The sequence below is a fragment of the Fibrobacter sp. UBA7003 genome (genome assembly GCA_002449765.1).
Lineage (GTDB): Bacteria > Fibrobacterota > Fibrobacteria > Fibrobacterales > Fibrobacteraceae > Fibrobacter.
Map to the genome: position 1 here is coordinate 120,036 of DJXN01000015.1, position 22,766 is coordinate 142,801.

Annotated in this window: 23 protein-coding genes and 1 tRNA gene; 14 read left to right on the forward strand and 10 right to left on the reverse strand. The window is 56.3% G+C overall.

Annotated features, from left to right (window positions below; translation table 11 throughout):
* Positions 1-14 precede the first annotated feature (14 nt).
* From B2952_RS12550 to B2952_RS12570, 5 genes are read left to right on the forward strand one after another with little or no spacing between them, the layout of a single operon-like run.
* Entirely contained in the window at positions 15-746 is a 732-nt protein-coding gene (locus tag B2952_RS12550; protein ID WP_173365778.1) for an SDR family NAD(P)-dependent oxidoreductase, read from the forward strand.
* Entirely contained in the window at positions 743-1,189 is a 447-nt protein-coding gene (fabZ, locus tag B2952_RS12555; RefSeq protein ID WP_173365777.1) for a 3-hydroxyacyl-ACP dehydratase FabZ, read from the forward strand. The genes B2952_RS12550 and fabZ overlap by 4 nt, the downstream gene beginning before the upstream one ends.
* The gene (locus B2952_RS12560; protein WP_173380833.1) at positions 1,189-1,971 is read left to right on the forward strand and encodes a lysophospholipid acyltransferase family protein; all 783 of its coding nucleotides are present in this window, start codon (positions 1,189-1,191) and stop codon (positions 1,969-1,971) included. Before fabZ ends, B2952_RS12560 begins: the two co-directional genes overlap by 1 nt.
* Positions 1,972-1,982: 11 nt before the next feature.
* Positions 1,983-2,813, forward strand: coding sequence for a patatin-like phospholipase family protein (locus B2952_RS12565; protein WP_290733935.1), 831 nt, complete (start codon positions 1,983-1,985; stop codon positions 2,811-2,813).
* Between the two features lie 60 nt (positions 2,814-2,873).
* A complete protein-coding gene (locus B2952_RS12570) occupies positions 2,874-3,581 on the forward strand; it encodes a hypothetical protein (protein WP_173380835.1) in 708 nt (235 codons plus the stop codon).
* A 29-nt stretch (positions 3,582-3,610) separates the two neighbouring features.
* Here B2952_RS12570 and B2952_RS12575 read toward each other — a convergent pair whose 3' ends face one another.
* Positions 3,611-4,747, reverse strand: a complete 1,137-nt coding sequence (locus B2952_RS12575; protein ID WP_290733416.1) for an LD-carboxypeptidase — start codon at positions 4,745-4,747, stop codon at positions 3,611-3,613.
* Between the two features lie 111 nt (positions 4,748-4,858).
* Here B2952_RS12575 and B2952_RS12580 point away from each other — a divergent pair, with 111 nt between their 5' ends.
* From B2952_RS12580 to B2952_RS12595, 4 genes are all read left to right on the forward strand, one after another.
* On the forward strand, positions 4,859-5,221 hold the full coding sequence (locus B2952_RS12580) for a hypothetical protein (RefSeq protein ID WP_290722566.1): 363 nt from the start codon (positions 4,859-4,861) through the stop codon (positions 5,219-5,221).
* A 54-nt stretch (positions 5,222-5,275) separates the two neighbouring features.
* Positions 5,276-5,899, forward strand: a complete 624-nt coding sequence (gene hisH / locus B2952_RS12585; RefSeq protein ID WP_290722567.1) for an imidazole glycerol phosphate synthase subunit HisH — start codon at positions 5,276-5,278, stop codon at positions 5,897-5,899.
* A gap of 227 nt (positions 5,900-6,126) precedes the next feature.
* The gene (locus B2952_RS12590) at positions 6,127-6,960 is read left to right on the forward strand and encodes a TIGR02147 family protein (RefSeq protein ID WP_173365772.1); all 834 of its coding nucleotides are present in this window, start codon (positions 6,127-6,129) and stop codon (positions 6,958-6,960) included.
* Entirely contained in the window at positions 6,953-7,759 is an 807-nt protein-coding gene (locus tag B2952_RS12595) for a hypothetical protein (protein WP_290733418.1), read from the forward strand. The genes B2952_RS12590 and B2952_RS12595 overlap by 8 nt, the downstream gene beginning before the upstream one ends.
* Here the strand turns inward: B2952_RS12595 and rph are convergent.
* The 6 genes from rph to dusA form a co-directional block, all read right to left on the reverse strand.
* Positions 7,737-8,462 carry a ribonuclease PH gene (rph, locus tag B2952_RS12600; protein ID WP_290733420.1) on the reverse strand — a complete coding sequence of 242 codons (726 nt, stop codon included), beginning with the start codon at positions 8,460-8,462 and terminating at the stop codon, positions 7,737-7,739. The genes B2952_RS12595 and rph overlap by 23 nt on opposite strands.
* A 155-nt stretch (positions 8,463-8,617) precedes the next feature.
* A complete protein-coding gene (locus B2952_RS12605; protein ID WP_173380840.1) occupies positions 8,618-9,469 on the reverse strand; it encodes a prephenate dehydratase in 852 nt (283 codons plus the stop codon).
* Positions 9,470-9,487: 18 nt separating this feature from the next.
* Positions 9,488-10,102, reverse strand: a complete 615-nt coding sequence (locus B2952_RS12610; protein ID WP_173380841.1) for a C40 family peptidase — start codon at positions 10,100-10,102, stop codon at positions 9,488-9,490.
* Between the two features lie 49 nt (positions 10,103-10,151).
* Entirely contained in the window at positions 10,152-11,126 is a 975-nt protein-coding gene (bioB, locus tag B2952_RS12615) for a biotin synthase BioB (protein WP_290733423.1), read from the reverse strand.
* Between the two features lie 201 nt (positions 11,127-11,327).
* On the reverse strand, positions 11,328-12,284 hold the full coding sequence (gene argF / locus B2952_RS12620; RefSeq protein WP_290733425.1) for an ornithine carbamoyltransferase: 957 nt from the start codon (positions 12,282-12,284) through the stop codon (positions 11,328-11,330).
* Positions 12,285-12,613: 329 nt separating this feature from the next.
* Positions 12,614-13,642 carry a tRNA dihydrouridine(20/20a) synthase DusA gene (dusA, locus tag B2952_RS12625; protein ID WP_290733427.1) on the reverse strand — a complete coding sequence of 343 codons (1,029 nt, stop codon included), beginning with the start codon at positions 13,640-13,642 and terminating at the stop codon, positions 12,614-12,616.
* Positions 13,643-13,676: 34 nt separating this feature from the next.
* Between dusA and B2952_RS12630 the strand changes: the two genes are divergently transcribed.
* Genes B2952_RS12630 through B2952_RS12645 form a run of 4 tightly spaced genes read left to right on the forward strand, consistent with a single transcriptional unit; the run spans position 13,677 to position 17,424 of the window.
* Entirely contained in the window at positions 13,677-14,588 is a 912-nt protein-coding gene (locus B2952_RS12630) for an aspartoacylase (RefSeq protein WP_290733429.1), read from the forward strand.
* Position 14,589: 1 nt separating this feature from the next.
* Positions 14,590-15,252: a hypothetical protein gene (locus tag B2952_RS12635; protein ID WP_290733431.1), complete on the forward strand. Its 663-nt coding sequence runs from the start codon at positions 14,590-14,592 to the stop codon at positions 15,250-15,252.
* Positions 15,245-16,513, forward strand: a complete 1,269-nt coding sequence (locus B2952_RS12640) for a hypothetical protein (RefSeq protein WP_290733433.1) — start codon at positions 15,245-15,247, stop codon at positions 16,511-16,513. The genes B2952_RS12635 and B2952_RS12640 overlap by 8 nt, the downstream gene beginning before the upstream one ends.
* Before the next feature lie 5 nt (positions 16,514-16,518).
* The gene (locus B2952_RS12645; RefSeq protein WP_290733435.1) at positions 16,519-17,424 is read left to right on the forward strand and encodes an HAD-IIA family hydrolase; all 906 of its coding nucleotides are present in this window, start codon (positions 16,519-16,521) and stop codon (positions 17,422-17,424) included.
* Here the strand turns inward: B2952_RS12645 and B2952_RS12650 are convergent.
* Together B2952_RS12650 and B2952_RS12655 are read right to left on the reverse strand one after the other, a co-directional pair.
* The gene (locus tag B2952_RS12650) at positions 17,402-18,010 is read right to left on the reverse strand and encodes a hypothetical protein (RefSeq protein ID WP_290733437.1); all 609 of its coding nucleotides are present in this window, start codon (positions 18,008-18,010) and stop codon (positions 17,402-17,404) included. The two genes, B2952_RS12645 and B2952_RS12650, sit on opposite strands and share 23 nt — an antisense overlap.
* 265 nt (positions 18,011-18,275) lie before the next feature.
* Positions 18,276-18,348 (reverse strand) — tRNA-Gly (locus B2952_RS12655).
* Between the two features lie 191 nt (positions 18,349-18,539).
* On the opposite strand from B2952_RS12655, the gene B2952_RS12660 reads away from it, so the two are divergent.
* Positions 18,540-21,101, forward strand: coding sequence for a VPS10 domain-containing protein (locus B2952_RS12660; RefSeq protein ID WP_290733439.1), 2,562 nt, complete (start codon positions 18,540-18,542; stop codon positions 21,099-21,101).
* Between the two features lie 88 nt (positions 21,102-21,189).
* Here B2952_RS12660 and putP read toward each other — a convergent pair whose 3' ends face one another.
* Positions 21,190-22,731, reverse strand: coding sequence for a sodium/proline symporter PutP (putP, locus tag B2952_RS12665; RefSeq protein WP_290733441.1), 1,542 nt, complete (start codon positions 22,729-22,731; stop codon positions 21,190-21,192).
* Between the last annotated feature and the right edge of the window lie 35 nt (positions 22,732-22,766).

Here is a 22,766-nt window from a genome sequence, read left to right on the forward strand (position 1 = left end):
AGGGAGGCTCAAAAATGAAAGTTGCTCTCGTTACAGGTGCATCGAAGGGAATCGGCAAGGCTTGTGCCTTGCGTCTTGCCCGCGACGGCTACACGGTCGTGGTGAACTACTCCAGTTCCGACGAGGCCGCGCAGCAGACGCTCGACCAGATCAAGGCTGAGGGCGGTGACGGCATGATTTACAAGGCGAACGTGGCCGACCTCTCCCAGGTGAAGGTCATGGTCCGCGAGGTGTTCAAGGCCTATGGCCGCATCGACGTGCTCGTGAACAATGCGGGCATCGTGCGCGACGAGTACCTCCTGATGATGAACCCCGAAACGCTCGACAAGTGCTTCGACTTGAACGTGAAGGGCTACTTCTACTGCGCCCAGCAGGTCGCCGTCAAGATGTACAAGCAAAAGTCCGGCGTGATTATCAACATGAGTTCCGTATCCTCCAAGTTTGCGCTTGCCGGCCAGGCCGTCTATAGCGCCACGAAGGGAGCCGTGAACTCGCTCACCCAGACGCTCGCGAAGGAACTCGGCGGCTTTGGCATCCGCGTGAACGCCGTTGCTCCGGGCTTTATCGCGACCGAGATGATTGAGGCTATCCCCGAAGAGACCCGCAAGGGCTATGTGGAAAAGATTCCTCTCAAGCGCTTCGGTACCGCGGACGAGGTCGCGAACATCGTGTCTGCGCTCGCGTCTGACCAGTTCGCCTACGTGACGGGCCAGGTGTTCGTGCTCGATGGAGGCCTTTCGCTATGATGAACATTTTCGAAATCAGCGAAAAGATTGCACAGCGTCCGCCGTTCCAGATGATCGAAAAGGTCACGGAACTCGTGCCAAACGAATCCGCTACCGGCATCAAGAACGTGAGCGTGAACGAACCGTATTTCATGGGGCATTTCCCGGGCACCCCGATTATGCCGGGCGTCCTCATTTGCGAAGCCTGCGCACAGCTCTGCTCCCTCGTTATCGAGAAGCCCGCCGAGGATTTGGAAAAGAACCTCTACGTGCTTTTGAAGATTGACGGGTTCAAGTTCGTGAAGCCCGTGATTCCGGGCGACCAGCTCGAAATTACCGTGAACAAGACGAAGGGTGGTGGAGTCATCGTTGGCTTTGACTGTATCGTGAAGGTGAACGGCAACGTGCACGCGAAGGGTGCGCTGACGTTCACGAGCATTCCGAAAGAAAGCCTCGGAAAGTAATGAAAAAGAAGAATCCTTTGTTCGAACTTTTCATGAAGTTTGTCATGGTGGTCGTGATATACACCGTGCGCGTTTACCTGCTTGTGGCGTATCGCCCGAAAATCGAGTACGTGGGAGAGACGGTGAAGTCTCCGCGGCTCAAGACCCCTTCGGTTATTATTGCGAACCATACCAGCATGATTGACCCCCTCATGATGCTGGCCATCTTTTTCCACAAGAAGAGCATTGTTGTGGCGAAAGACCAGGTGGAAGATCCACATTTCAGCTGGGCTTTGACGCGCGTGAAGTGCGTGATTCCCTGCGACCGTTTTAACCTGGATACCGAATGGGCCTTGCTAGCGAAGCGTGAACTGGAAAAGGGGAACAACGTCATTATTTTCCCCGAAGGCAAGTGCCGCTATGATGGACTCTTGAATGAGTTCAAGACGGGGTTCGCTTTCCTTGCGCGTAGTACGGGCGCTCCCGTGCTTTCTGTGGGCCTTGAAGGCGTCTACAAGATTGGGCGCCGCACCCGTGTGGTCGTGGGTGAACCCGAGAAAATCGAGCGTGTGAAAGGCATCCCTTCTTCGAAGCATTTGGCTGAACGCAGCGAGTATTTCCGCCAGAAGGTCTGGACGCTCAAGCAGAAGGCTCTTGGTGTTGCAGAACCTCCGGTTTTGCCGGTGGCGGCGGAAACACCGTCCGAACAGATCCCCACCTTGGTGGCCATGCGCACTAAAGAGCAAAGCTCTAAGTGCTGTCCGCCCGGTCAGGCCGGGGATGACAATAGGGGGAATGCGTGAAGACGGGGTTGGTGTTAGAAGGAGGCTCCCGCCAGACGATGTTCAGCGCTGGAGTGCTGGATACGTGGTTCGACGAGGGTATTGATTTCAATTACGTGTCCGGTGTGTCGGCCGGGGCACACGCGGCGGTCAACTTCATTACGAAGCAGCAGGGGAGGCTAAAGTTTATCGTGCTCCCGACCCGCTTGCAAGAGGGCAAGAAGTGGGCAAGCAAGTTTATCGGAATCCAGAAGGAATTCCATGCGCTCAACTACCTCTCGGCTGACGGCAAGATGCCTCTCGATTTTGAGGCATACCGGAATTCCAAGACTGAATTTGAAATTGGTCTCACTTGCTGTGAAACCGGCCGCGCCGAATTCAAGTCCGAAAAGCATGACAAGAAGCGCCTGCTGGACCTGATTAGCGCGAGTTGCGCCCTCCCGATGATTTTCCCGATGGCCGAAATTGACGGCAAGCATTATGCCGATGGCTGCATTACGGTTCCCATCCCGTTTGAACGCGCTTTTGAAAAGGGCTGCGACAAGGTGGTGGCTGTTTCGACGCATTACCCGGGCGAGGACGTGACGGATTTCCGCAAGTACCGCGCCATCCTCAACCCGATGTACAAGCGCAAGTACCCCGAACTTTTCCGCGCGCTGATGGTTCGCCTCAAACGCTACGAGAAGATGTTCGTGCAGATGGAAAAACTCGAGAAGGAGGGGAGGCTGTTCCTGGTCCGCCCCCTTATCGAGCTGTGCGACCAGTTCGATACCGACATGGACAAGATGAACGAGTCCTACGAGCATGGAATCGAGATAGCCAAGCGCCGCATGGACGACTTGAAGGCCTTTTTAGAAATCTAGCGGTTGACGCCCGTTTCGATATTTCTATATCTAGAGCAGGTCCCATAAAAGGAGTCTGCTATGAAAATTGCTCGAATCGCTATATCCTTGCTGGCCGTAAGCTTGCTTTTCGGCTGTGCCTCGAGTCCGAGAGCCTTGGCTTCCCATAAGGCCATTCCCGGTGGTGCATACACGGGAAAGGCCGATAACAACAGGCCTGAAAATCTCAAGTACCAGAAACTTCCGGACGATGTCGAATATGTCGTCGCTAGCGATTCGCTTGTCGTCGCCGTCCATGGCGATCTCAAGAAGGCTCTCGAATCCGACGAAGGTGTCGTGCTGGCAAAGTACCTGTTCCTGATGCCGGGATCCTGGGAAAGCATCAAGGACGACGAAGCGTTCAAGAGCAAGTTCAAGAGGCAGAAGGGAAAGTTCGAGGTCCAGGTGACCAAGAAAAAGAAATTCAAGTTCCACTATGCCATTCCCCAGAACGAGCAGTCTGCGGAGAAGGCGTGGAATGTCGTGAAGCAGAGAATTCTCAATTCCGAACAAACTCCGGAAACGCCGTCAGAAACGCCGAAAATCCGTTCTATCAGTACGGAGGAAATGGTGTACCTGTCGAAATTCTCGCCGTTCAAGATGGTGGAACCGCTGTTCGTCGTGAACGACCGCTACCTTTTGGGCTATAACAAAAAGGGAGAACTCGAACTGGTCGATGAACTCCCGTACTATATTCCGTTCTATGACGAGGCGATGGAAATTATTTCTCAAAAGAACAAGAAGAAATAATGCCTTCGCCTAAGCCATTTCGATTTAATTTATTCTAGGTCAAACGATTTTCCGGAGAGCATCTTGCGGAGAGCCTTGGGCATGGGCTTTTCCGTTGTCAGCTTGTCCGTGTCGACATCCACTTCGTCGCCGCCGTTGATGTTGAATGCGAGCGTAGCTTCCTTGTCCTTGACATCGAGCGTGACGGTTGCTCCCATGACTATCGGAAGGTTGATGTCGCCGTGGCCTGCGGGGAATCCGGCCATGACGGGAATGTTGTATTTTTTCAGGCGCTCGATGAGCATAGCTTCGGGACTGTCGAAATCAAGGTCGGTTCCGCATTCCTCGAATTCGCCCAGGACGACGCCCTTGACATTTTCCATGACTCCGCGGAGCTCGAGCGAACTGAACATGCGGTCAAGATTGCGCATGGTTTCTTCCAGTTCTTCGAGGAACAGGATGATTCCGTCTTCGGAGTAGACGTCGACGGGGCTTCCTGCGAGAGGGACGAAAGTCGCCATGTTGCCGCCGACGAGGACGCCCTTCGCCTTACCATTGATGTTTAGCTTGTTGGCGGGGACCTTGTATTTGGGGACCTTGCCCAGGAGCAGGTCGCGCATGTAGATGCTGTTGTCGTCTTCGCCGCCGGTCTTGCCGATGAAGGAACTCATGGTGCCATGGATGCTCATGACGCCCGCCTTGGTTTCCATGGCGTGGAGCGTGGAAATGTCGCTAAAGCCGATGAGCCACTTGGGGTTGTCCCTGACGGTTTTCAGGTCGACGCGGTCGATGAGGTGGATGGCGCCGTAGCCGCCGCGGTTGGTGAGGATGGCCTTGATGCTTGTATCCTTGAGCGCGTCGATAAAGTCTTCGGCGCGTTCGTCGGCGTTCCCTGCGTACTTGCCTGCGTAGATGGCACCCACGTGCTTGCCGATGACGGGCTTGAATCCCCAGTCTTCCAGGACTTTCGCCGTGTTCTCGACGTTAGAATCGGGCGTGTGGTAGGAGGGGGAGAGCAGGGCTATCTTGTCGCCTTTCTTGAGGAAGGCGGGTGCTACGCATTCCTCGATCTGCGAAGGTTCGGGAATCGAAGCCTCGGACGACGAGTCGTTGGAACATGCGATAAGGGTCAGGCTGAAAAACGTTGCCACAACAGCCGAACTGCGAAAGAATTTAAAACCATTCATTATACACCTCTTTTGCGGCAAATAATAACAATAAAGTGAAATATTTCAAGGAAAGTGCGGATAGGGTGTGCGCAATATCAAAATTTGTATATTTCTCCTAAAGGAGCGAATATGGCAGAAAAGATGAATACAGTTGCGGCAATCTCGAAAAACTTCCATGCGGAACACCGCGGTAACTGCGCAATGTCGGTGGCCTACGGCTATGCGCGTGCGACAGGCAAGTCCGAAGCAGAAGCTGTTGAGGCGGCAGAGATGTTCCGTGCGTTCGGTGGCGGGAAGGCCCCGAACGGCGCCTGCGGGGCGCTCTATGCGGCAAAGATGATGCAGCCCGATCATGCCGATGCCATCGAGGATTTTTTCAAGCGAGGCGCCCAGGGTTTTACCAAGTGCGGTGAAATCCGCCCGAACAAGGTCATCCCATGCAACCGCTGCGTGGAGCTTGCGGGCGAGGCACTCGACTTTTTGAATGCGTAGCGCTTTCCCTGCTCCCTAAATTTTTTATCTTTGCGCATGCAAAGAGAGGTCTCTATGTCTGCAAATCCTATTATCGTGGTCGACTACAACGCCGGTAACTTGACATCCGTGATGAACGCGCTTGCACATATCGGTGCGGATGCGAAGTCGAGCCGCGATGCGGATGAAATCGCGAAGGCGACCCGCCTGATTTTTCCGGGTGTGGGTGCCGCCGCTTCTGCAATGGAAACGCTTACCCGCACGGGCATCGGAGACGCCATCAAGGCTGTTGTGAAGGCGGGAAATCCGGTTCTCGGCATCTGCATCGGCTGCCAGATTATCCTCGAAGAGAGCGAGGAAGACGGCGGCGTGAAGACTCTCGGCCTTATTCCCGGGCGTGCGGTGCGCTTCAAGGACGAACCTGGTCTCAAGATTCCGCACATGGGTTGGAATCAGGTGAACTTCACCCGCGAACACCCGATCATGAAGGGAATCCGCAGCGGCTCTGACTTCTATTACGTGCATTCCTACCATCCGGTGGTGCCTGCGGAATATGCGTTCGCCGAGACGACCTACGGCACGCAGACTTTCCAGGGGCTTATCGGCAAGGACAACCTGATTGCAAGCCAGTTCCACCAGGAAAAGAGCGGCGACGTGGGCCTTGCCATGCTGAAAAATTTCTGCGACTGGAACGTTTAGACGTCCATTGAAAGATTTTTTTACAATTCCGGGCTGTAGCCCGGTTTTTTCATGTTAAGGCTTTTTGAGGGGGTTCCCCTAATTTATCTGGTTTTCGCGCTTTTTGTATCATGGATTTTATGTTTTTTTGTAAATAACTAAAAAAGCGCTTAAATCTTTGTAAAATCGTTAATTTTGTATCGTAGACTATTGACAAACGAACAAAAAAGAGCTATATTAATGCACGTATGAAACCGATAACCGAGTATCAGGATTACCGTCGTTACATGCAGGAATTCTATGAGGAGGAGAAAAGGAATTCCGCATTCACGTGGCGGGAATTCGCTCGGTTATCCGGTTTCGTATCGCCGACGTATCTGAAGCTTGTCTGCGAAGGCAAGACAAGGCTCAAGAACGATGGCGTGGATCGGACCGCCCGGGCCATGGGGCTGATCGGATACGAAGTAGATTACTTCCGTGCGATGGTTAGGTATGCGCATGCAAAGACGGACTACGACCGCAAAAAGGCGTACGACGAGATGCTGGGCATAGCAAAGGAGAACAAGGTGAAAGTAGTCGATGGCGACGCTTTCGCTTATTTTGAGTCATGGAAGAATCCCGTAGTCCGCGAATTGGCCCCGGTGATGCCGGGGGCGAAGCCCGGGGACATCGCGAAACGCTGCTGCCAGGAAATCTCGGCGGGCGAAGTTCGCGAGTCCCTGGACTTCATGACCAAGGTGAGCCTCCTGAAGAAGGACAGGAACGGCTGCTACACCCAGACAGACAAGGCGCTGAGGGGAGATTCCGAGGTCATGCCCGTGGCGATCCGTTCCATGCACCGCGATATGGCGAAATTCGCCGTGGCGGCCGTAGACGACTTTGCGATATCGGATCGCAACTTCCAGGGTGTTACCATGGGCGTCGATCGGGAAACTTACGAACAAATTATACGCGAGATGGATGCGTTTCGCCGCCGTATCGTGACGATAGCGAATTCCTCGAAAAAAGTGAAGCAGGTTTATAGGCTAAATTTGCAACTGTTTCCCCTTTCCTGGCCCGTGCCGGAGGAAAACGATGCTTGAGCGTTTGAAGTGCCTGCCCGGCTTGCTGCTGCTTCTCCTTGTCGCATGCTCGACGCATGTCGCCGGAACTACGGATGAAAATAACGCTCTTGCGGAAAACGATTCTTCGTCCAGCGTGTCCTCTTCCTCCGGAACGTCGAGTTCGTCCGGTCCGGGAATGCCTGCTTCGAGTGGCTCGGAGGTACCGCCAGAGAACAGCATTATGGACTTGCCTTACTGGTTGCCGTATTGGGGCGATAGTGTCGACAAGCGCCAGCTGGATGTGCAGATAGAAAGGGGCGAAGATGATAATATGAAAATCTCGTACAGGAGATTGTCGATGCTGGGGGCGCCGGATGCGGGACGCAGCGCTGAGTTCGGTGTGGCAATCCGTGTTGCCGGGGAAGGCCCGGATGTGTTCTCCGAGATGAAGACTTGGACCGGTGGCGCCTGCTATATGCTGACCTCCGATGCGCCGATTGTCCTGAAGATGGGCATGTCGCCCGTGAAAGAAAGAGAATTGGAGTATGACTTGCCGCAGGCGACCCTCATCAAGCCGGAGGATGTTGGCAATATGGTTCTCCGCTGCCTGAGCTGGACCGAATTCGAACAGCAGGGATTCGGACCTTCGATTACGATTGAAGAGGCGTTCTTCGATTACATGACGGAACTCAGGTTTGAGGTCCAGCTGGATAGTGGCGTCTACGAGGGCGCGTTCGAGATATATCAAATCCGTCCCGGTGGGTCAAACGTCAGTACGGATATTGACGGAGTGAATATATCGGTTGACGACGGAACTAGGGAAGTTCTCCGCCAATAAGTTCCATCTGCTTCTTGAAGATATCCTTGCAGGCGTTTTCGCCGAGGTCGAGGAGCGTGTTGAGCATGTTGCGGTCGAAACTCGCGTGTTCGCCCGTGCCCTGCACCTCGATGAAATTCTTTGCGTCCTGCATTACGACGTTCATGTCGACGTCGGCGGCGGAATCTTCCACATAGCAGAGGTCGCAGAGCGGCTTGCCCGAGACAACCCCCACGGAGATTGCTGTGATTCCGTGCTTCAGGATTTGCTGCGTGATGCCGAGGCGTTCCTTGATTTTCTTGAGGGCAATGGCAAGGGCCACGAAGCCGCCAATGATGCTCGCGGTACGCGTGCCACCGTCGGCTTCGATCACGTCGCAGTCGACCACGATGGCGTTCTCGCCGAGTGCTGCCAAGTCGGCTGCACCCCGCAGCGAACGGCCCACCAGGCGCTGGATTTCTTGCGTGCGGCCGCTCGCGCCCTTGCGTTCGCGTTCTACGCGCTTGCCCGTGCTCTGCGGGAGCAGGCTGTATTCGGCAGTAATCCATCCGGTACCGCGACCGGCGAGCCAGTCGGGAACTTTCGGCAGGAGGGTCGCGTTGCAGATGACGCGGGTGCGTCCCATCTCGATGAGCACAGAACCGTCGGCGCTCGAAATAAAGCCGGTGGTCATCTTGAGATTGCGGTATTCGTCGAATTTTCGGTCAGTACGTGTGTAAGTCATAGTGATAAAATAGTGGTTAGTAAACGGTGGCTAGTGGTTGGTGAACCTGTCGAACTATGGGCTCGGTTACGGCGTTATCCACTTTGTGGTTAAAGTTTGGCGGCTTCATCTTCCTTTCGTCTTTCGTCTATAGGCTCGCAGAGCCGTTCTTTCGTCTAATACGACAACTTCTCCGTCGTGCCTTCGCGGAAACTCCCGAGACGGTATACGAAGTCGCAGTAGCTCTGCAGTTCCTCGAGCGCCTCGATGACGGCAGGGTCCTTCGGGCTTCCTTCGAAGGAGAGGTGGAATATGTATTCCCACGGACGGTCAGGATGCGGGCGGCTCTCGATGCGGGTGAGGTTCAGGTCGCGTTTCGCGAAACACCCGAGTGCGGCATGCAGTGCTCCTGACTTGCCGGAATCGCTCAGCATGAACAACAACGTTGTCTTGATTGTGCCTTCTTCCGGGAGCGGGTTTGCCGTCTTCTGGATGGCGTAAAACCGGGTGAAGTTCACCCCCGGCAAGTTCTCGATGCCCTCGGCAAGGATGTCGAGGCCGTAGAACTTGCCGGCGTAGGCGCTCGCAATGGCGCCTACGGTTTTATCGCCGCGCTTCGCAACCTCTTCGGCGCTGCCTGCGGTATCGTAGAACGCGGTGCTCTTGATTTTCGGGTTGCGCCCGAAGAAACGGCTGCACTGCGCAAGCCCCTGCGGGTGGCTCAGCACCTCCTTCAGGTCTGCAAGCTTTGCCCCGGGGAGCGCGCACAGGCTGTGCGAAATCTGGAGCTTGACTTCGCCCACGATGGGGTGGCGCCACTTGTATAGCAGGTCGTAGTTGTCGTAGATGGAGCCCGCGGTGGAGTTCTCGATGGGGATTGCCCCACCATCCACGGCGCCGGTCTCGATGCCCTGGAAAATCTGCTCGAACGTGTCCATCGGGACAACTTCGATATCGTTTCCGAACAAGTGATATGCGGCGCTTTCGCTGTAGGCCCCGCGACGGCCCTGAAATGCGATTTTCTTCATAGTGCGAAAGATAGAAAGCTACTTGAACCTTCGTGCGCCCTGGTACTTGTTCTTGTAGTATTTCTCGTTCAGGTTCGAGATGATGACTCCGCGGCTGGAACTGGCGTGGATGAACCTGTCGCCGCCGAGGTAGATTCCCACGTGGCTGATTTTCCAGAAACTTCCGAAAAAGATGAGGTCGGCTTCGCGCAGGCTCCCTCGGCTGACGGATTTTCCGCGTTCGTCCTTGTACATCATGTGGGCGTTGTGGGGGAGGGCGATGTTGAAAAAGCCCTTATAGACTTGCATGACATAGCCGGAGCAGTCGGTCCCTTTGGTGGAATTTGCACCGTAGACATAGGGCGTGCCGAGCCACTTGCTGGCGTATTCTTCGAAGGTTGTTTTCGGGGCGGGCGGTTCCGGGATAGACTTCTTTGCGGCGGCCTGCTTGACGTCTCCTGCGGATGTCTTGTGGTTGCCGGTTTGGGTGGGCGTTTTTTTTGAAGAGTTCTCCTGTTCTGCCGATGCTTGCGCAATGGGCTTGTAGTCGCCGATGTTCCTGTCGTAGCCCGTGCGCGTCGGGAAAGTGCAGCCAATCAGGCCCGCACATATCGGGACTAACGCCAAACTTGCGATTTTCGAAAGCGAAACCATCGCTACGAAATGTAATTAAAATGCGCTCCCTTTAGGGGGCTGTGCTTTCCTATCCGATGAATCCGTGCGGTTTGAATCCGAGGCCCTTCACGAGTTCGAAATCCTTGCAGCTGTTGACGCCGGCGGTAGTGAGCATGTCGTCGGTGATGGCCGCGTTCGCGCCGCTCTTGAATGCCCGCTTGCCGTCGTCGCCCAGGACGCCGCGCCCGCCCGCGAGGCGGATGAAAGCCTTCGGGTTGATGAATCTGTAAATCGCCACGATGCGGCAGAACTCGTCGTTCGTGAGTTTGGGCAAGTTCTCGTAAGGCGTGCCCGGGATGGCATTCAACACATTCACCGGCGTGGACTTGACGCCGAGCTTGCGGAGATCGAGGCACATGTCGATACGGTCTTCCATGGTTTCGCCGAGGCCCATGATGCCGCCGCTGCAGATTTCAAGACCTGCGGCAAGGGCGTTCTGGAGTGCGCCAATCTTGTCGTCGTAGGTGTGCGTGGTGCAAACGTCGGGGAAGTGCCTGCGGTAAGTTTCCAGGTTGTTGTGGAATCGGGTAAGGCCGGCCTCTTTCAGCTTGTCGAACTGTTCCCTGTTCAAGAGCCCTGCCGAAAGGCAGACGGAAAGTTTCGTCTCCTTTTTGAGCCTGCGGATGGCTTCGGAAATCAGCTCCACGTCCCGATTCGAAAGGGTTCGCCCCGAGGTGACGATGGAATAGCGGGGGATGCCGGCGGCCTCTTTCTTCTTGGCGTCTTCCACGATTTCGTCGGCGCTGAGTAGTTTGTATTCAGGGGCGCCCGTGTGGTAGTAACTACTTTGTGCGCAATACTTGCAGTTTTCGGAGCAGCGTCCGCTACGGGCGTTCACGATGGAGCAGAAGTCGAAATCGTTTCCGTGGAATTTTTCGCGAATTTCGTTTGCGGACTGCGTGAGTTCGCCGAGGTCGGCGTCGAGCAGTTTAATGGCTTCCTCGCGGTTGATTTCGTAACCGTCGTTAATAATCTTGTTCTTTAGATCTTGAATGAAGGACATTTTTCGATTCCTTAAAAAAGGAGATGCCCGCATAAGGCGGGCATGACATAAAGATTGGTTTAAATCATTAAGTCATTTTGCATAAGAAACAAATCAATTTTTTTGTCTTAGAGGCGAGTTAGACTAGGAGCGAGACTCCGTAGCGTAAATTCGTACGTGAGGAGGCTCGCGACGCCGTATAACGATGCCTATAAGGCAAAATTAAGCAAAAGGCGGCATGACCTGCCACAAAACTGCCTTATGCGCGTGCAGCCTATTCTCCGCTTCTTCGAAGCTCATGTTCACGTCGAGGTTGTCCATCACGGAGTCCGTGATTTCTTCGCCGCGGTGTGCAGGCAGGCAGTGGCTCACCTTGCAGTGTGCCGGAGCGAGCTTCAAGAGTTCGTCGTTGATCTGGAACGGGAGGAAGTGGCTCTGCTTTTCGGCCTTTTCGCCTTCCTGGCCCATGCTCACCCAGACGTCGCTATAGAGGATGTCGGCGTCCTTGACGGCTTCCTTCGGGTCGTTGAACACGCGGTACTGGCAACCGTGCTTCTTGAGGCCGGCGGCGGCTTCTTCCACCACGTTCTTCGGCTGCTCGAAACCCTTGGGGCAGGCGAGCGTGAAGTTCATGCCCACCTTGGAGGCGAGCGCAAGGAAGGAGTTTGCCACGTTGTTGCCGTCACCGATGAAGGCGACTGTTTTCGGCTTGCCATTGGCATTCTTGAAACCGCCGAGGTTCTCGCAAATCATCTGCGCAAACGCGATGGCCTGGCAGGGGTGGCAGTCGTCGGTGAGGGCGTTCACCACAGGGACGCTACCGAATTCGGCGAGTTCTTCCACGAGCTGCTGCTTGAAGCAACGGACTACGATGGCATTCACCCAGCGGCTGAGGCAGCGGGCGACGTCCTTCACGCTTTCGCGCTTGCCGAGCCCGATTGAATCCGGGGCGAGGAGCACGGCGTGGCCGCCGAGCTGGTTCATGCCCACCTGGAACGTGGTGATGGTGCGCAGCGAGGGTTTCTCGAAGAACATGGCGATGTTCTGGCCGTGCAGACGGTCGGACACCTTGCCGGCGTGAACTTCGGCCTTCAGGCGGGAGGCGATTTCGACGGTTTCGAGGATTTTTTCTTCACTCCAGTCCATCAGGCGAAGGAAGTGCTTGTTGCGATCAATCATTTTGATTCCTTTGGGCAAGCCCTAAAAACAAAAAAACTAAAAAACGGAGTTTTTCACTCCGTCTTTTGGAAATCACAAGAAGATGCTAACGGATATTAGCGAAGTTTCTTTTTGTGACGGTCACGACGACGGCGCTTTTTACGCTTGTGGGTCGCAATCTTCCTGCGCTTTCTTTTCTTTCCGCAAGGCATGGTTGTATCTCCGTTAAAGGTTAAACTTAAAAATGTGCCCCCAAATAGAGAAAATTTTTGGCCTTTTGTCAAGGGGAATTGCAAAAGGGCTGGGTTTTTATGGCCGGACGGGCGATGGTGGTCGGGGACGGTTTTGGGCTAGGCTTCGGTCACCTGGTCCATCGCCTGGCGGATAAGTGCCGCGGCACCGCCGAACTGTGCGGCGCGCGGGGCGTTGTTGCTCAGCATCTGGCGGAACTTGCGGGCGCCGGGGAGTCCGGTGAATAGCCCGTACAGGTGGCGCACGAGGATGGTCGCGGGGCAGCCTTCGGCGGTCTGCTTCTCCACGTAGGGGAGGTAGGCCTCGAGCAGCGCCTTGCGGGTGGCGGGGCGTGCCTTGCCGGCGATAATGTCTGCGGGGTTGTCGCTCGCCGGTCGCAGGTCGTTAAAAATCCGTTCGTCGGCGTCGTGCAGGAACCACGGGTTCTCGTACGCTTCGCGTCCGACCATCACTCCGTCCAGGTCCTGCAGTTGCTCTTCCACCTGGTCGAGCGTCTTGATGCCGCCGTTGATGCTGATGTTCAGGCCTGGCATCTCGGCCTTGAGGCGGTGCACGAAGTCGTAGTGCAGCGGCGGGACCTCGCGGTTCTCCTTGGGGCTGAGTCCCTGGAGCCAGGCCTTGCGCGCATGTACGATGAAAACCCTGCAACCTGCATTGCTGATAGTTTGTACAAAATCAGTGAAGAATTCCCAGCTGTCGAACTCGTCGACCCCGATGCGGCACTTGATGGAGACGGGAATGGAAACTGCGTCCCGCATGGCCTTGAAGCAGTCGGCCACGAGGTTCTTATCCTTCATGAGGCAAGCCCCGAAGTTCCCGTTCTGCACGCGGTCGGAAGGGCATCCGCAGTTCAGGTTCACTTCCTGGAAACCCGCGGTTTCCACGAGCTTGCTTGCCTGCGCGAGGTCGGCCGGGTTGCTGCCCCCGAGCTGCAGAACTGCGGGGTGCTCGAAGGCTTCGTGCCCGAGGAACTGTTCCGGCTTTGCGTGGAGCACCGCGTTTGCGACAACCATCTCGCTGTAGAGCAAGATATGCTTTGAAATCAGGCGCAGAAAGTAGCGCTCGTGACGGTCGGTGCAGTCGAGCATCGGCGCGATGGAAAGCTTGCGGTTGAAGTCCAGGTCCATGCGCGCAAATGTAGAAATTACTATAATATATTACATGAGCTTAATTCGCAAAATTGTCGTTGCTGGCGGGACGCACGGGAACGAGCGGACGGGTGTTCGCTTGGTCGAGAAGTGGATGGCGTGCCCCGAATGCTACGGCGCGTGCTGCCCCAGCGCAGATGTTTCGCTGGTACTTGCGAACCCGGAGGCCATGCGGCTTAACCGGCGTTATCGCGATTTTGATTTGAACCGTTCCTTTTCGCAGGTCTGTCTCGACGCTTCTCTTGAACCGCAACAGTACGAGTTTAGGCGTGCGCGCGAACTGAACCGCATTTACGGCCCGAAGGGCGCAAACACGAAGACCGACCTGTTGCTCGACGTGCACAACACGGGCTCGAACATGGGGCTGTGCCTGATTCTTTCGGCGCGTGACCCGTTCACGATGAAGGCCTCCGCCGTCTTGACGCAGGAATTCGATGACGCCTGGATTTACTACCAGCCGGAGGAGCGCAGTGCGTCGCCCTACTTTGGCACGGTCGCGAAGGCGGACGTGTGCATTGAAATTGGCCCGCAGCAGCACGGCACGCTGGATGCCCGCCTCTTTGAACAGGCGGAAAAACTGGTGAAGCGTTACCTAGAACTTGCGGACGAATGGAACCGCGGGGAACTGCAGAAGCGCTCCCCTATCCAGGTGAAAGTCTACACGCAGCTGCGCGACCTCGGTTACCCGAAGGCATGGGCGGGCGCCCCCATCGAGGCGATGATCCACCCCGATTTGCTTGGGGCGGATTATCGCGAACTTAAGAAGGGCGACAAACTGTTCCGCACCTTCGACGGGAAGGATATTCTGTACGAAGGCGAGGCGGACGGGCGCGAGAGCGTGTGGCCCATCTTCATCAACGAGCCCGCGTACTACGAGAAGGACATCGCGATGAGCCTGACCGTAAAGAGCGTGGAGGAATGGTAATATGGCTGAATTTGACATGAGTGGCGTGCCGGGAGAGGAACTCACTTCCATCCCGGGCGAAGAGCGCCTGGGTAACCTGATGCAGTTGATTGAAGCCCAGAGGGGCGAGGGTTGGGAATCCCGCCTTCACGATATTCTCGATTCTTTCGAGGACTTCTTGACGTTGCGCCCCGAACCGCCGCAGGCCTGGCTCGACAACTATGCGGCGAGCGGCAAGCAGTTCGACTACTACCAGATTGTGCTCCCGAAGGATTTCGAGGACCCCTACGAGGATGACCTCGGAAACATCCGCCGCCTGCGTGGCGAGTTTGACCGCGTGCCGAGTACCATGGCGCTGGAACACGAACTCATCAGCCGCAATTACTTTGTCTACGAGAACGGCCATGCGGAAGCTATCCCTGCGCCGCGCCCGATGCTCATGCTCGAAAGCCAGGACCGCGACAACGACCAGGAAGAGCTGGAAGGCGACATCACTTGGGACTGCTGTATTTCCATTTTTGCGGACGGAAGTTACGTCGCCTACAACCTCGATAACGACGACGAGGAGGTGCTGGGTGAGGATTTCAAGGCCGTTTTCCAGAAATACATCAAAACTTTGGCCAAGATGCAGCTGGTGATTCCCGTTGAAGGCCGAGATTATGGTATATTAAGGAGTGATGCGTAAGGTTCTGGAAATATGTCTTGCGGTTGCCCTGCTGTGCAGTGGGGCGTTTGCGGCGTTTATCCAGAATCCGATTCCGCCGAGCTCCAAGCAGAACTTTTTCCGCGATACCGACGGTGACGGTCGCATGGACCGGATTGTCATAAGGTTCCTGGGGGCAATAAGCCAGGACTATATTGACGAAAAAATCGACAGCCTCACTTATACCTGGGTTGACACGACGGGCTTGATTTCCCACTTTGTTGCGTTCCCTGCGGATATGCGGCTTGATACGACGAACGTACGGCAGATGTTGGTCGGCGTGAATCAGAAAAATTTTGAGCGCATTACGACAATCTCTTCGGCGTTTATGTCGGTGAGGCCATATGGCAGGGTTGATCTGTATCTTGCGGACAGTTCGGTATTTCATGTGGTAATGCGGGATGGTATGTCGCCTGCGATTCGGGAGGCGCATTTGAAGAGCTACCGTGGAAACAGGGCTGATACGCTTCAGGTGAATTTTACCGAGTGGGCCGAGGCTGTCGACGGTTGCGACGCAATGCTGGAATTCAAGAAGACTGGCGATTCGACGGTGCGCTACCTGCCTGCATCTTCGGTAGAGTGGAGCCAGCTGGCCACTAAGGCGCTGTTCATATTTGACAAGGACCTTTCGCTCAATGTGAGGCTTTCTCCCGGAGACTCCCTTCGCCTAACCAGCGGTTGCATCAAGGATACCTCGTCGAATACCGTGTTGAAGAATGGCAGGTTCGTGGAGGTGGATGGTTTCTATCCGTTCCTGCTGAATGTGACGGAACTTGTCGAGGACGAGGAAACCTCGGTTGCAGATGACCAGCCGATTTTCGAACTGGACTTCTTGTCGGAAGAGGAAGAGCAGAATGATGGCTACCACAGGTGGCGGATGACAATGGAAGTTCTCGGGCAGAGTTTTGAAGATGCCATCCGTAATGCAGAAAAGATGGAGACAAATGCCCCCCTTGATCTTTCGAAACTGAAGATTACCTACAGTGTCCGGATCTATACGAATCTCGGAGCGTATGTTGTGGGGACATCCTACGAAATAAAGGGGAGCGACTCGAGGTTCGAACACAAGCCTACGTTCCTCTCGCTGCGGTGGAACCTGATGGACATGCACCATCGCCGCGTATCGACGGGCGCATATATCGCGAATATCTTTGCTGCCGTTGAATACGGGGGCAAGGTGATTTACCGAAGCGACCTGCAACCGGAAAACCTCTCGCGGGTGTTCGGCGTCAAGCGCCGTTAGTTTGCATGGAAGCACTCGAACTCGAAATATACGGGCGGTACTGCGCGCTTGTCGAAAAGTCGGGCGCTTTTTCGGGCCGTACTAGCCCCGATGGGGAACCGTCGCGCGTGCGCCTCTCCGACATTATCGATAAGTACGATGCGTTCTGCTTTGACGGTTACGGCACGCTCTATAACCGGGGTGATTTCGTGTACCCGGGTGCGAAGGAGTGGTTTGCCGCGCTGAGACGTACGGGGAAGCAAATCCGCTTGGTTACGAATGCGGCATCGAACCTGGACCAGGCCCTCGCCGACGAGGCGGATGCCCGCGGGTTCGATTTCACCGTTGCAGAAACGATTTCTTCCGGTAGCCTGCTGAAGGGCTGGCTGTCGGGCCTGCCTGCGGGTGGCTCGCCTTTTGGTGCCGGTCGCGAGGTGTATTACATCGGGCGTGCGACGGGCGTGAACGTGCTCGCCGAATGCGGGATTGCTGCCGTGGATAATCCGGTTTCGCCCGTGGTGGCGATTTCTTCTTCGATGGCGACGGACGAGATGTACGCGCGGGCGGTATCTATCTTGCGCCGGCCCGGAGCGCTGTTGCTGGTCTTGAACCCGGATGCGTGGGCCCCGCGGATTGACGGGACTCGCGCGCCTGTCTCGGGCGAACTTTGCGAACGCCTGCGCCGGGAAACGGGCTGCGCTGCGGAATATTTCGGCAAACCGTTCCCCGGAATATGGCAGAAGGTCCGCGCGACCTTGCCCGCGGGCGCGAAAGCGGTTATGATTGGCGATACGCTCGGGACGGATGTGTACGGCGCGTATGTCGCTGGTTTTGACAGCGCGCTTGTTGTCGGACGCAATGAGCCGGCGGCAGAACTGGATGCCGACGAGAAACTGCTGGGCGTGAGGCCTACTTATTACCTGGAACCGTAGCGGAATCCGCGGGTGCCTGCTGCTCGCCGGGCTTACCTGAAACGATTACGTACAACGTATCGTGAACGATGACCGTGTCGCGCACGAAGACGGTGTCGTGTGCGCAGACTGCCTGTGATAAGGATGCTGAGCTTGCCGAAGCACCTGTCGAAGCGTCTGTCAAAGGGGTGCTGCTTGTCGGCGCGTTGCTTGCGGAACTTGCAGGCGTTGCTGTGCTACTTGCGGGAACTGTTGCAGGTGCGGCGACTGCCGGCTGGTTCTTCTTGGCCTTTTCCTCTTCGCGGATCTTGTCGATAAGCTTTTCGCGCTTGGTTTTAAGGTCTTCCATTTCCTTTTTCAGGCGGGTCTTGTTGCCGGGCCTGCGTTCGCGCGAGTAGCGTCCTTCGATGCGGTCAATCTGGGTTTCCAGTTCGCGCAGCTCGTCGTAAAGCGGGCCTTCGCCTTCGAGCGAGGGGGCGGGCTTGAACCAGTCGACGAAACGCTGCCACAGGGATTTTTCCTCTTCTGCGGCGCTCTGGCTTGCGCAGAAAGCGGTGAGCACGATGGTCGCTGCGAAGATACTGAAAACGTTTTTGCGGAAATGCATGCGACAATGATAGAAAAAAATAGTGGAATCTTTTCTAGCGGAGAAAGGGTTTGTTGACAATCAGACTCCGCTGCGCGGCTGATTGTCAACCCTACGGGCTTGATGCTCGTGGGACTCGCATCAAGCTCAAAAAGTGCCTATTTCATGGTCACTTTGTGCCCACGGCACTTTTGTGCCGAACCCTCTTCGAGGGTTCTTGCCACCTTTTTCTCCCTACTCTAAAAAACAAAAAAAGACACCGTGAAGGCGTCTTCTTTGTTTTTAGAGCGGGAAAAGGGTCTCGAACCCTCGACATCGACCTTGGGAAGGTCGCGCTCTACCAACTGAGCTACTCCCGCGAGTGTTCCAAATTTAATAAAAAAGGCCGTTTTGTAAAGGGATTCTGGAAATTTGGGGCGATTTTTGCCTTGTTGTGTTTGCATAAACGCTTTTGGGGCGCCCTTGCCGCATTTCGTGGCGCACCGGAGCTCAATAATATATTTTCATATCCGGTGTATGGGGGTGTTGTACCTTTATGTTTGGTAAGAATATGTTCGAAAAATTGATGCTGGGTGCCGCGCTGGTCGCGGCGGGTGCGGGCCTTTCGCAGGCCGAAAACTACAACTGGGGCAATGTCCGCTTCGATGGCGGCGGCTTCGTGTCGGCGGTAATCTTCCACCCGAAGGCCGAAAATGTGCTCTATGCGCGAACCGACGTGGGCGGCATCTACCGCTTCGATTTCGAGAACAAGAGGTGGATCCCGCTGATGGACTGGATCTCGGAGAACGACAAGGGCCTGTACGGCACCGAGGCGTTCGCGCTCGACCCGACCGACCCGAAGCGCATCTACGTGCTCGGCGGGACGGGCTACTTTAGCCAGGGCCGGACTGCCGTGCTCCGGAGCGAGGATTACGGTGCCACCTGGGACACGAGCTACGTGGAAATGCTCGCCCACGGCAACGGCATGGGCCGCCAGACCGGCGAAAAGCTCGCGGTGGACCCGAACAAGCCGAACATTATCTTCTGCGGGAGCCGCACGAAGGGCCTCTACAAGAGTACCGACTACGGCAAGACGTGGACGAGCGCCTACAAGGTCGCGCTTTCCGATGCGAAGGAATCGAGCCTGAACGGTGTGAACGGTATCAGCTTCGTGATGTTCGACGAGGCGCAGGGCACGAATGCCGATGGCTCGACCAAGACGATTTACATCGGCATCTCCGAAACGAAGGACAACCTGCAGGTGAGTAACGACGGCGGCGCCACCTGGAAGGCCGTTTCGGGAGGTCCCGCGAACCTGATGCCCCACCGCGCGAAGATTGTGGGTGGCGACATGTACATTACCTACGCCGACGGTCCGGGCCCGCACAATATCAGCAGCGGTGCGGTCTACAAGTACAACATCGCGGGCGGCACGTGGGAAGATATCACCCCGAGCGATTCGGTGACGCACGAGCAGAGCCCCACCACCTACGAGAAGGACTATAGTTCTTACGGTGGCATTTCCATCGACCCGAAGGACCCGAAGCACATCGTGGTCTCGACGCTCGGCAAGTACACGGGGCGTCACCTCGCGAAGAACGCGAAGGGCGAGGAGCGCGACAACTACGGCGACCGCATCTACACGACCACGGATGGCGGCAAGACGTGGATTCACGGGCAGCACTACGGCGACGGCATCAACATCGACGCAAATGGCACGGACTGGATTCCGGGCAACGCCATCCACTGGGCGGGTTCGCTCGAGATTAACCCGTTCGACAACAAGCAGGCGTGGGTCACGAGCGGCAACGGCATATTCATGACCGACGACATCACTGCGAAGGTCCCCGTGTGGAAGTTCATGTCCCGCGGCATCGAGGAGACCGTCCCGCTCGATATCGTGAGCATTCCGGGCGGCCCGCTGGTGACCGCGATTGGCGACTACGACGGCGCCGTCTATACCGATATCAATGCGAGCGCCCAGAGGCACACGCCGACGGTCGGCTCCACAGAAAGCATGGCGTTCGCGCCGCTCAGCGGAAGCCTGCTGCGCACGGGCGTGATTACCGTGTACGGCCAGTACGAAAGCATCAACTACAACGTGATGTACCGCAGCGACGACATGGGCAAGACATGGGACAGCGTGAAGACGACGCTCAAGGGCCCGAAGGGTATGGTGGTGCTCTCTGCTGACGGCAAGGTGATGCTGCACCGCCCCGAGATGGGCTCTACCACGTACCGTTCCGCCGATAACGGTGCGACCTGGACCGCGGTGGAACTCGACGGCGGGCAGACGCAGAATTCGCGCATTGTCGCGGACCCCGTGAATCCGGACGTGTTCTACGTGATGGATGCGCAGGCGAACCTGTACCGCTCCGACGACGGTGGCAAGAACTTCGCGAAATACGGTGCGCGCTTGCAGAACGACGCCGCGGGCGAATACTACAACGGCGGCGGCCTCATCCGCACGGTGCCGGGCAGGGAAGGCCACGTGTGGGTCCCGATGGACCAGGCGCAGATGTGGCTCCCGAAGGGCTTCAGCGAGAACGGCCTTGCCTACAGCGAGAACGGCGGCAAGGACTGGACGCGTTGCGAGGGTGCAAAGACTGCCATTGCGGTGGGTATCGGCAAGGCCAAGGAAGGAGCCGACTACGAGACGATATTTATCTGGGGTGCCGCGAAGGAAGGCGACCCGATTGGAATCTACCGCAGTACCGACAAGTGCAAGACATTCGAACGCATCAACGACGACAAGCACCAGTTCGGCGGCCCGGGTAACGGGAACTTTGTGCAGGGCGACATGAACAACTTCGGCGTGGTGTACATGAGCACCGTAGGCCGCGGGACGATTGTCGGAGCGCCCGAAGGTACGGAATTCTTTACGGTCCGCGCTGCACGCCAGGTGGCGAACTTCGTACCGTCCCTGCAACTGGAAAAACGCTTGCTCCATGTGACCGCGCCTGCGGGCAGTACGCTCTCGCTATTCGCCGTGACGGGCAAGGCGGTGCTTTCCAAGCAGGTGGCAGGGCTCGCGCACGTTTCACTAGAATCGCTCTCCGCCGGCCGCTATGTGGCAAAGCTGCTCGATGCCCGCGGGAAGGTGCTTGCGAACAAGTTCGTGACGCTGAAATAGTTTATTTACCTCAATGTAAAAACAAAACACCCTGCTTTTACGCAGGGTGTTTTTCAAATGAAATAAATGCTAAAGCCTTTTCGGTGGATTACAGCTTCATATCGCTCAGGCGCGTGTGTTCCACAGCATCAAACTCATCCTGAATTTCCTTGCTGGGGGCCTTGGTGCAGAGGCTCACAATCACGATGGTCGCGAAACTGAGCACGAAGCCGGGCACGAGTTCGTAGATCTGGAAGATTTCGGCGGAGAATCCGGAGAGGTAGAACTTCCACACGAAGGTGGTGATGCCGCCCACGAGCATGCCCGCGATGGCGCCCGGAAGCGTGGTACGCTTCCAGAACAGGGCAAGGAGCATAATCGGGCCGAAGGTGGCGCCGAATCCGCCCCAGGCAAAGCTCACGAGGCTCATCACCACGTCGAGGAAGCTCTTGCCCTGTGCAGCGCCGTTGGCGCTGGGCGCCCCCTGCATGGCGACGATGACCGCGATAACCGTAATGAGCACCACGACGCCGCGGCTCACCCACATGACTTCCTTGTTGCTCGCATTCTTGCGGAACAGGTGCTTGTAGAGGTCGTTGCTGAAAGCGGAAGCCGAAACCAGCAGCTGCGAGTCGGCGGTACTCATGATGGCGGCGAGAATGGCTGCCATGAGGATGGCGGCGACAGCCGGGTGGCAGAGCGCCTGGCAGAGAATCATGAAGATGCGTTCCGGGTCGGCGACGGTGATGCCGTTCGCTTCCACGTAGTAGCGGCCGAGGATTGCAATCATGATGGCGGCACCGAGACAGATGGTGACCCAGGTCATGGCGACGCGGCGGGAGAACTTGATGTCTTCGGCGTTCTTGATGCTCATGAAGCGCACCAGGATGTGCGGCATGCCAAAATAGCCGAGGCCCCACGCGAGGCTAGAAATCAACGCGATAAGCCCGATGGACTTGCCGGTGGTGGCGTTGGTGAACAGGCTCATCAGGTAGGGGTTCTGCGCGTTCACCGCATCCATGGTGGCAGCAAAACCGCCCGAACCTGCCATGATAATCGAGGGAATGGCGATGACGGCGATGAGCATCATGGTCGCCTGAACAAAGTCGGTCCAGCACACGGCGAAGAAACCGCCCATGAAGGTGTAACTCACTACGACGACCGCACCGATGATAAGGCCCGTGGTGTAGTTCATGTTGAAGATGGTGCCGAAGAGTTTCGCACTAGCGACAAAGCCAGACACGGTGTAGAACAGGAAGAACGCGAGAATGAAAATCGAGGCGATGACGCGGATGATTCCCTTGTTGTCGCGGAAACGGTTTGCAAAGAAGTCGGGGAGCGTAATGGAATCGCCGCAGAAGTGGCTGTACTTGCGGAGCCTGCGACCCACGATTTTCCAGTTGAGGTACGTGCCGATCACGAGGCCGATGCCAATCCACGCTTCGGAAAAACCGCTCACGAAGATGGCGCCCGGGAGGCCCATCAAGAGCCAGCCGCTCATGTCGGAGGCCTGCGCGGACATGGCCACGACCCACTTGTTCATGCCGCGGTTGCCCAGGTAGTAGGCGTTCAGGCTGTTCGCCTTCTTGGAAAAGTAGAATCCGATACCGAGCATCATCAGCAGGTACAGGATAAATACGGTAATGACCATTTGGTGAATCTCCTATTTTCGAATACTTGTTTATT

What these genes read in the sequence shown, in the direction of transcription:
- B2952_RS12550 (WP_173365778.1), top strand. Translation starts at nt 15, where the DNA reads ATGAAAGTTGCTCTCGTTACAGGTGCATCGAAGGGAATCGGCAAGGCT.
- fabZ (WP_173365777.1), top strand. Translation starts at nt 743, where the DNA reads ATGATGAACATTTTCGAAATCAGCGAAAAGATTGCACAGCGTCCGCCG.
- B2952_RS12560 (WP_173380833.1), top strand. Translation starts at nt 1,189, where the DNA reads ATGAAAAAGAAGAATCCTTTGTTCGAACTTTTCATGAAGTTTGTCATG.
- B2952_RS12570 (WP_173380835.1), top strand. Translation starts at nt 2,874, where the DNA reads ATGAAAATTGCTCGAATCGCTATATCCTTGCTGGCCGTAAGCTTGCTT.
- B2952_RS12575 (WP_290733416.1), bottom strand. Translation starts at nt 4,747, where the DNA reads ATGAATGGTTTTAAATTCTTTCGCAGTTCGGCTGTTGTGGCAACGTTT.
- B2952_RS12580 (WP_290722566.1), top strand. Translation starts at nt 4,859, where the DNA reads ATGGCAGAAAAGATGAATACAGTTGCGGCAATCTCGAAAAACTTCCAT.
- hisH (WP_290722567.1), top strand. Translation starts at nt 5,276, where the DNA reads ATGTCTGCAAATCCTATTATCGTGGTCGACTACAACGCCGGTAACTTG.
- B2952_RS12590 (WP_173365772.1), top strand. Translation starts at nt 6,127, where the DNA reads ATGAAACCGATAACCGAGTATCAGGATTACCGTCGTTACATGCAGGAA.
- B2952_RS12595 (WP_290733418.1), top strand. Translation starts at nt 6,953, where the DNA reads ATGCTTGAGCGTTTGAAGTGCCTGCCCGGCTTGCTGCTGCTTCTCCTT.
- rph (WP_290733420.1), bottom strand. Translation starts at nt 8,462, where the DNA reads ATGACTTACACACGTACTGACCGAAAATTCGACGAATACCGCAATCTC.
- B2952_RS12605 (WP_173380840.1), bottom strand. Translation starts at nt 9,469, where the DNA reads ATGAAGAAAATCGCATTTCAGGGCCGTCGCGGGGCCTACAGCGAAAGC.
- B2952_RS12610 (WP_173380841.1), bottom strand. Translation starts at nt 10,102, where the DNA reads ATGGTTTCGCTTTCGAAAATCGCAAGTTTGGCGTTAGTCCCGATATGT.
- bioB (WP_290733423.1), bottom strand. Translation starts at nt 11,126, where the DNA reads ATGTCCTTCATTCAAGATCTAAAGAACAAGATTATTAACGACGGTTAC.
- argF (WP_290733425.1), bottom strand. Translation starts at nt 12,284, where the DNA reads ATGATTGATCGCAACAAGCACTTCCTTCGCCTGATGGACTGGAGTGAA.
- dusA (WP_290733427.1), bottom strand. Translation starts at nt 13,642, where the DNA reads ATGGACCTGGACTTCAACCGCAAGCTTTCCATCGCGCCGATGCTCGAC.
- B2952_RS12630 (WP_290733429.1), top strand. Translation starts at nt 13,677, where the DNA reads ATGAGCTTAATTCGCAAAATTGTCGTTGCTGGCGGGACGCACGGGAAC.
- B2952_RS12635 (WP_290733431.1), top strand. Translation starts at nt 14,590, where the DNA reads ATGGCTGAATTTGACATGAGTGGCGTGCCGGGAGAGGAACTCACTTCC.
- B2952_RS12640 (WP_290733433.1), top strand. Translation starts at nt 15,245, where the DNA reads ATGCGTAAGGTTCTGGAAATATGTCTTGCGGTTGCCCTGCTGTGCAGT.
- B2952_RS12645 (WP_290733435.1), top strand. Translation starts at nt 16,519, where the DNA reads ATGGAAGCACTCGAACTCGAAATATACGGGCGGTACTGCGCGCTTGTC.
- B2952_RS12650 (WP_290733437.1), bottom strand. Translation starts at nt 18,010, where the DNA reads ATGCATTTCCGCAAAAACGTTTTCAGTATCTTCGCAGCGACCATCGTG.
- B2952_RS12660 (WP_290733439.1), top strand. Translation starts at nt 18,540, where the DNA reads ATGTTCGAAAAATTGATGCTGGGTGCCGCGCTGGTCGCGGCGGGTGCG.
- putP (WP_290733441.1), bottom strand. Translation starts at nt 22,731, where the DNA reads ATGGTCATTACCGTATTTATCCTGTACCTGCTGATGATGCTCGGTATC.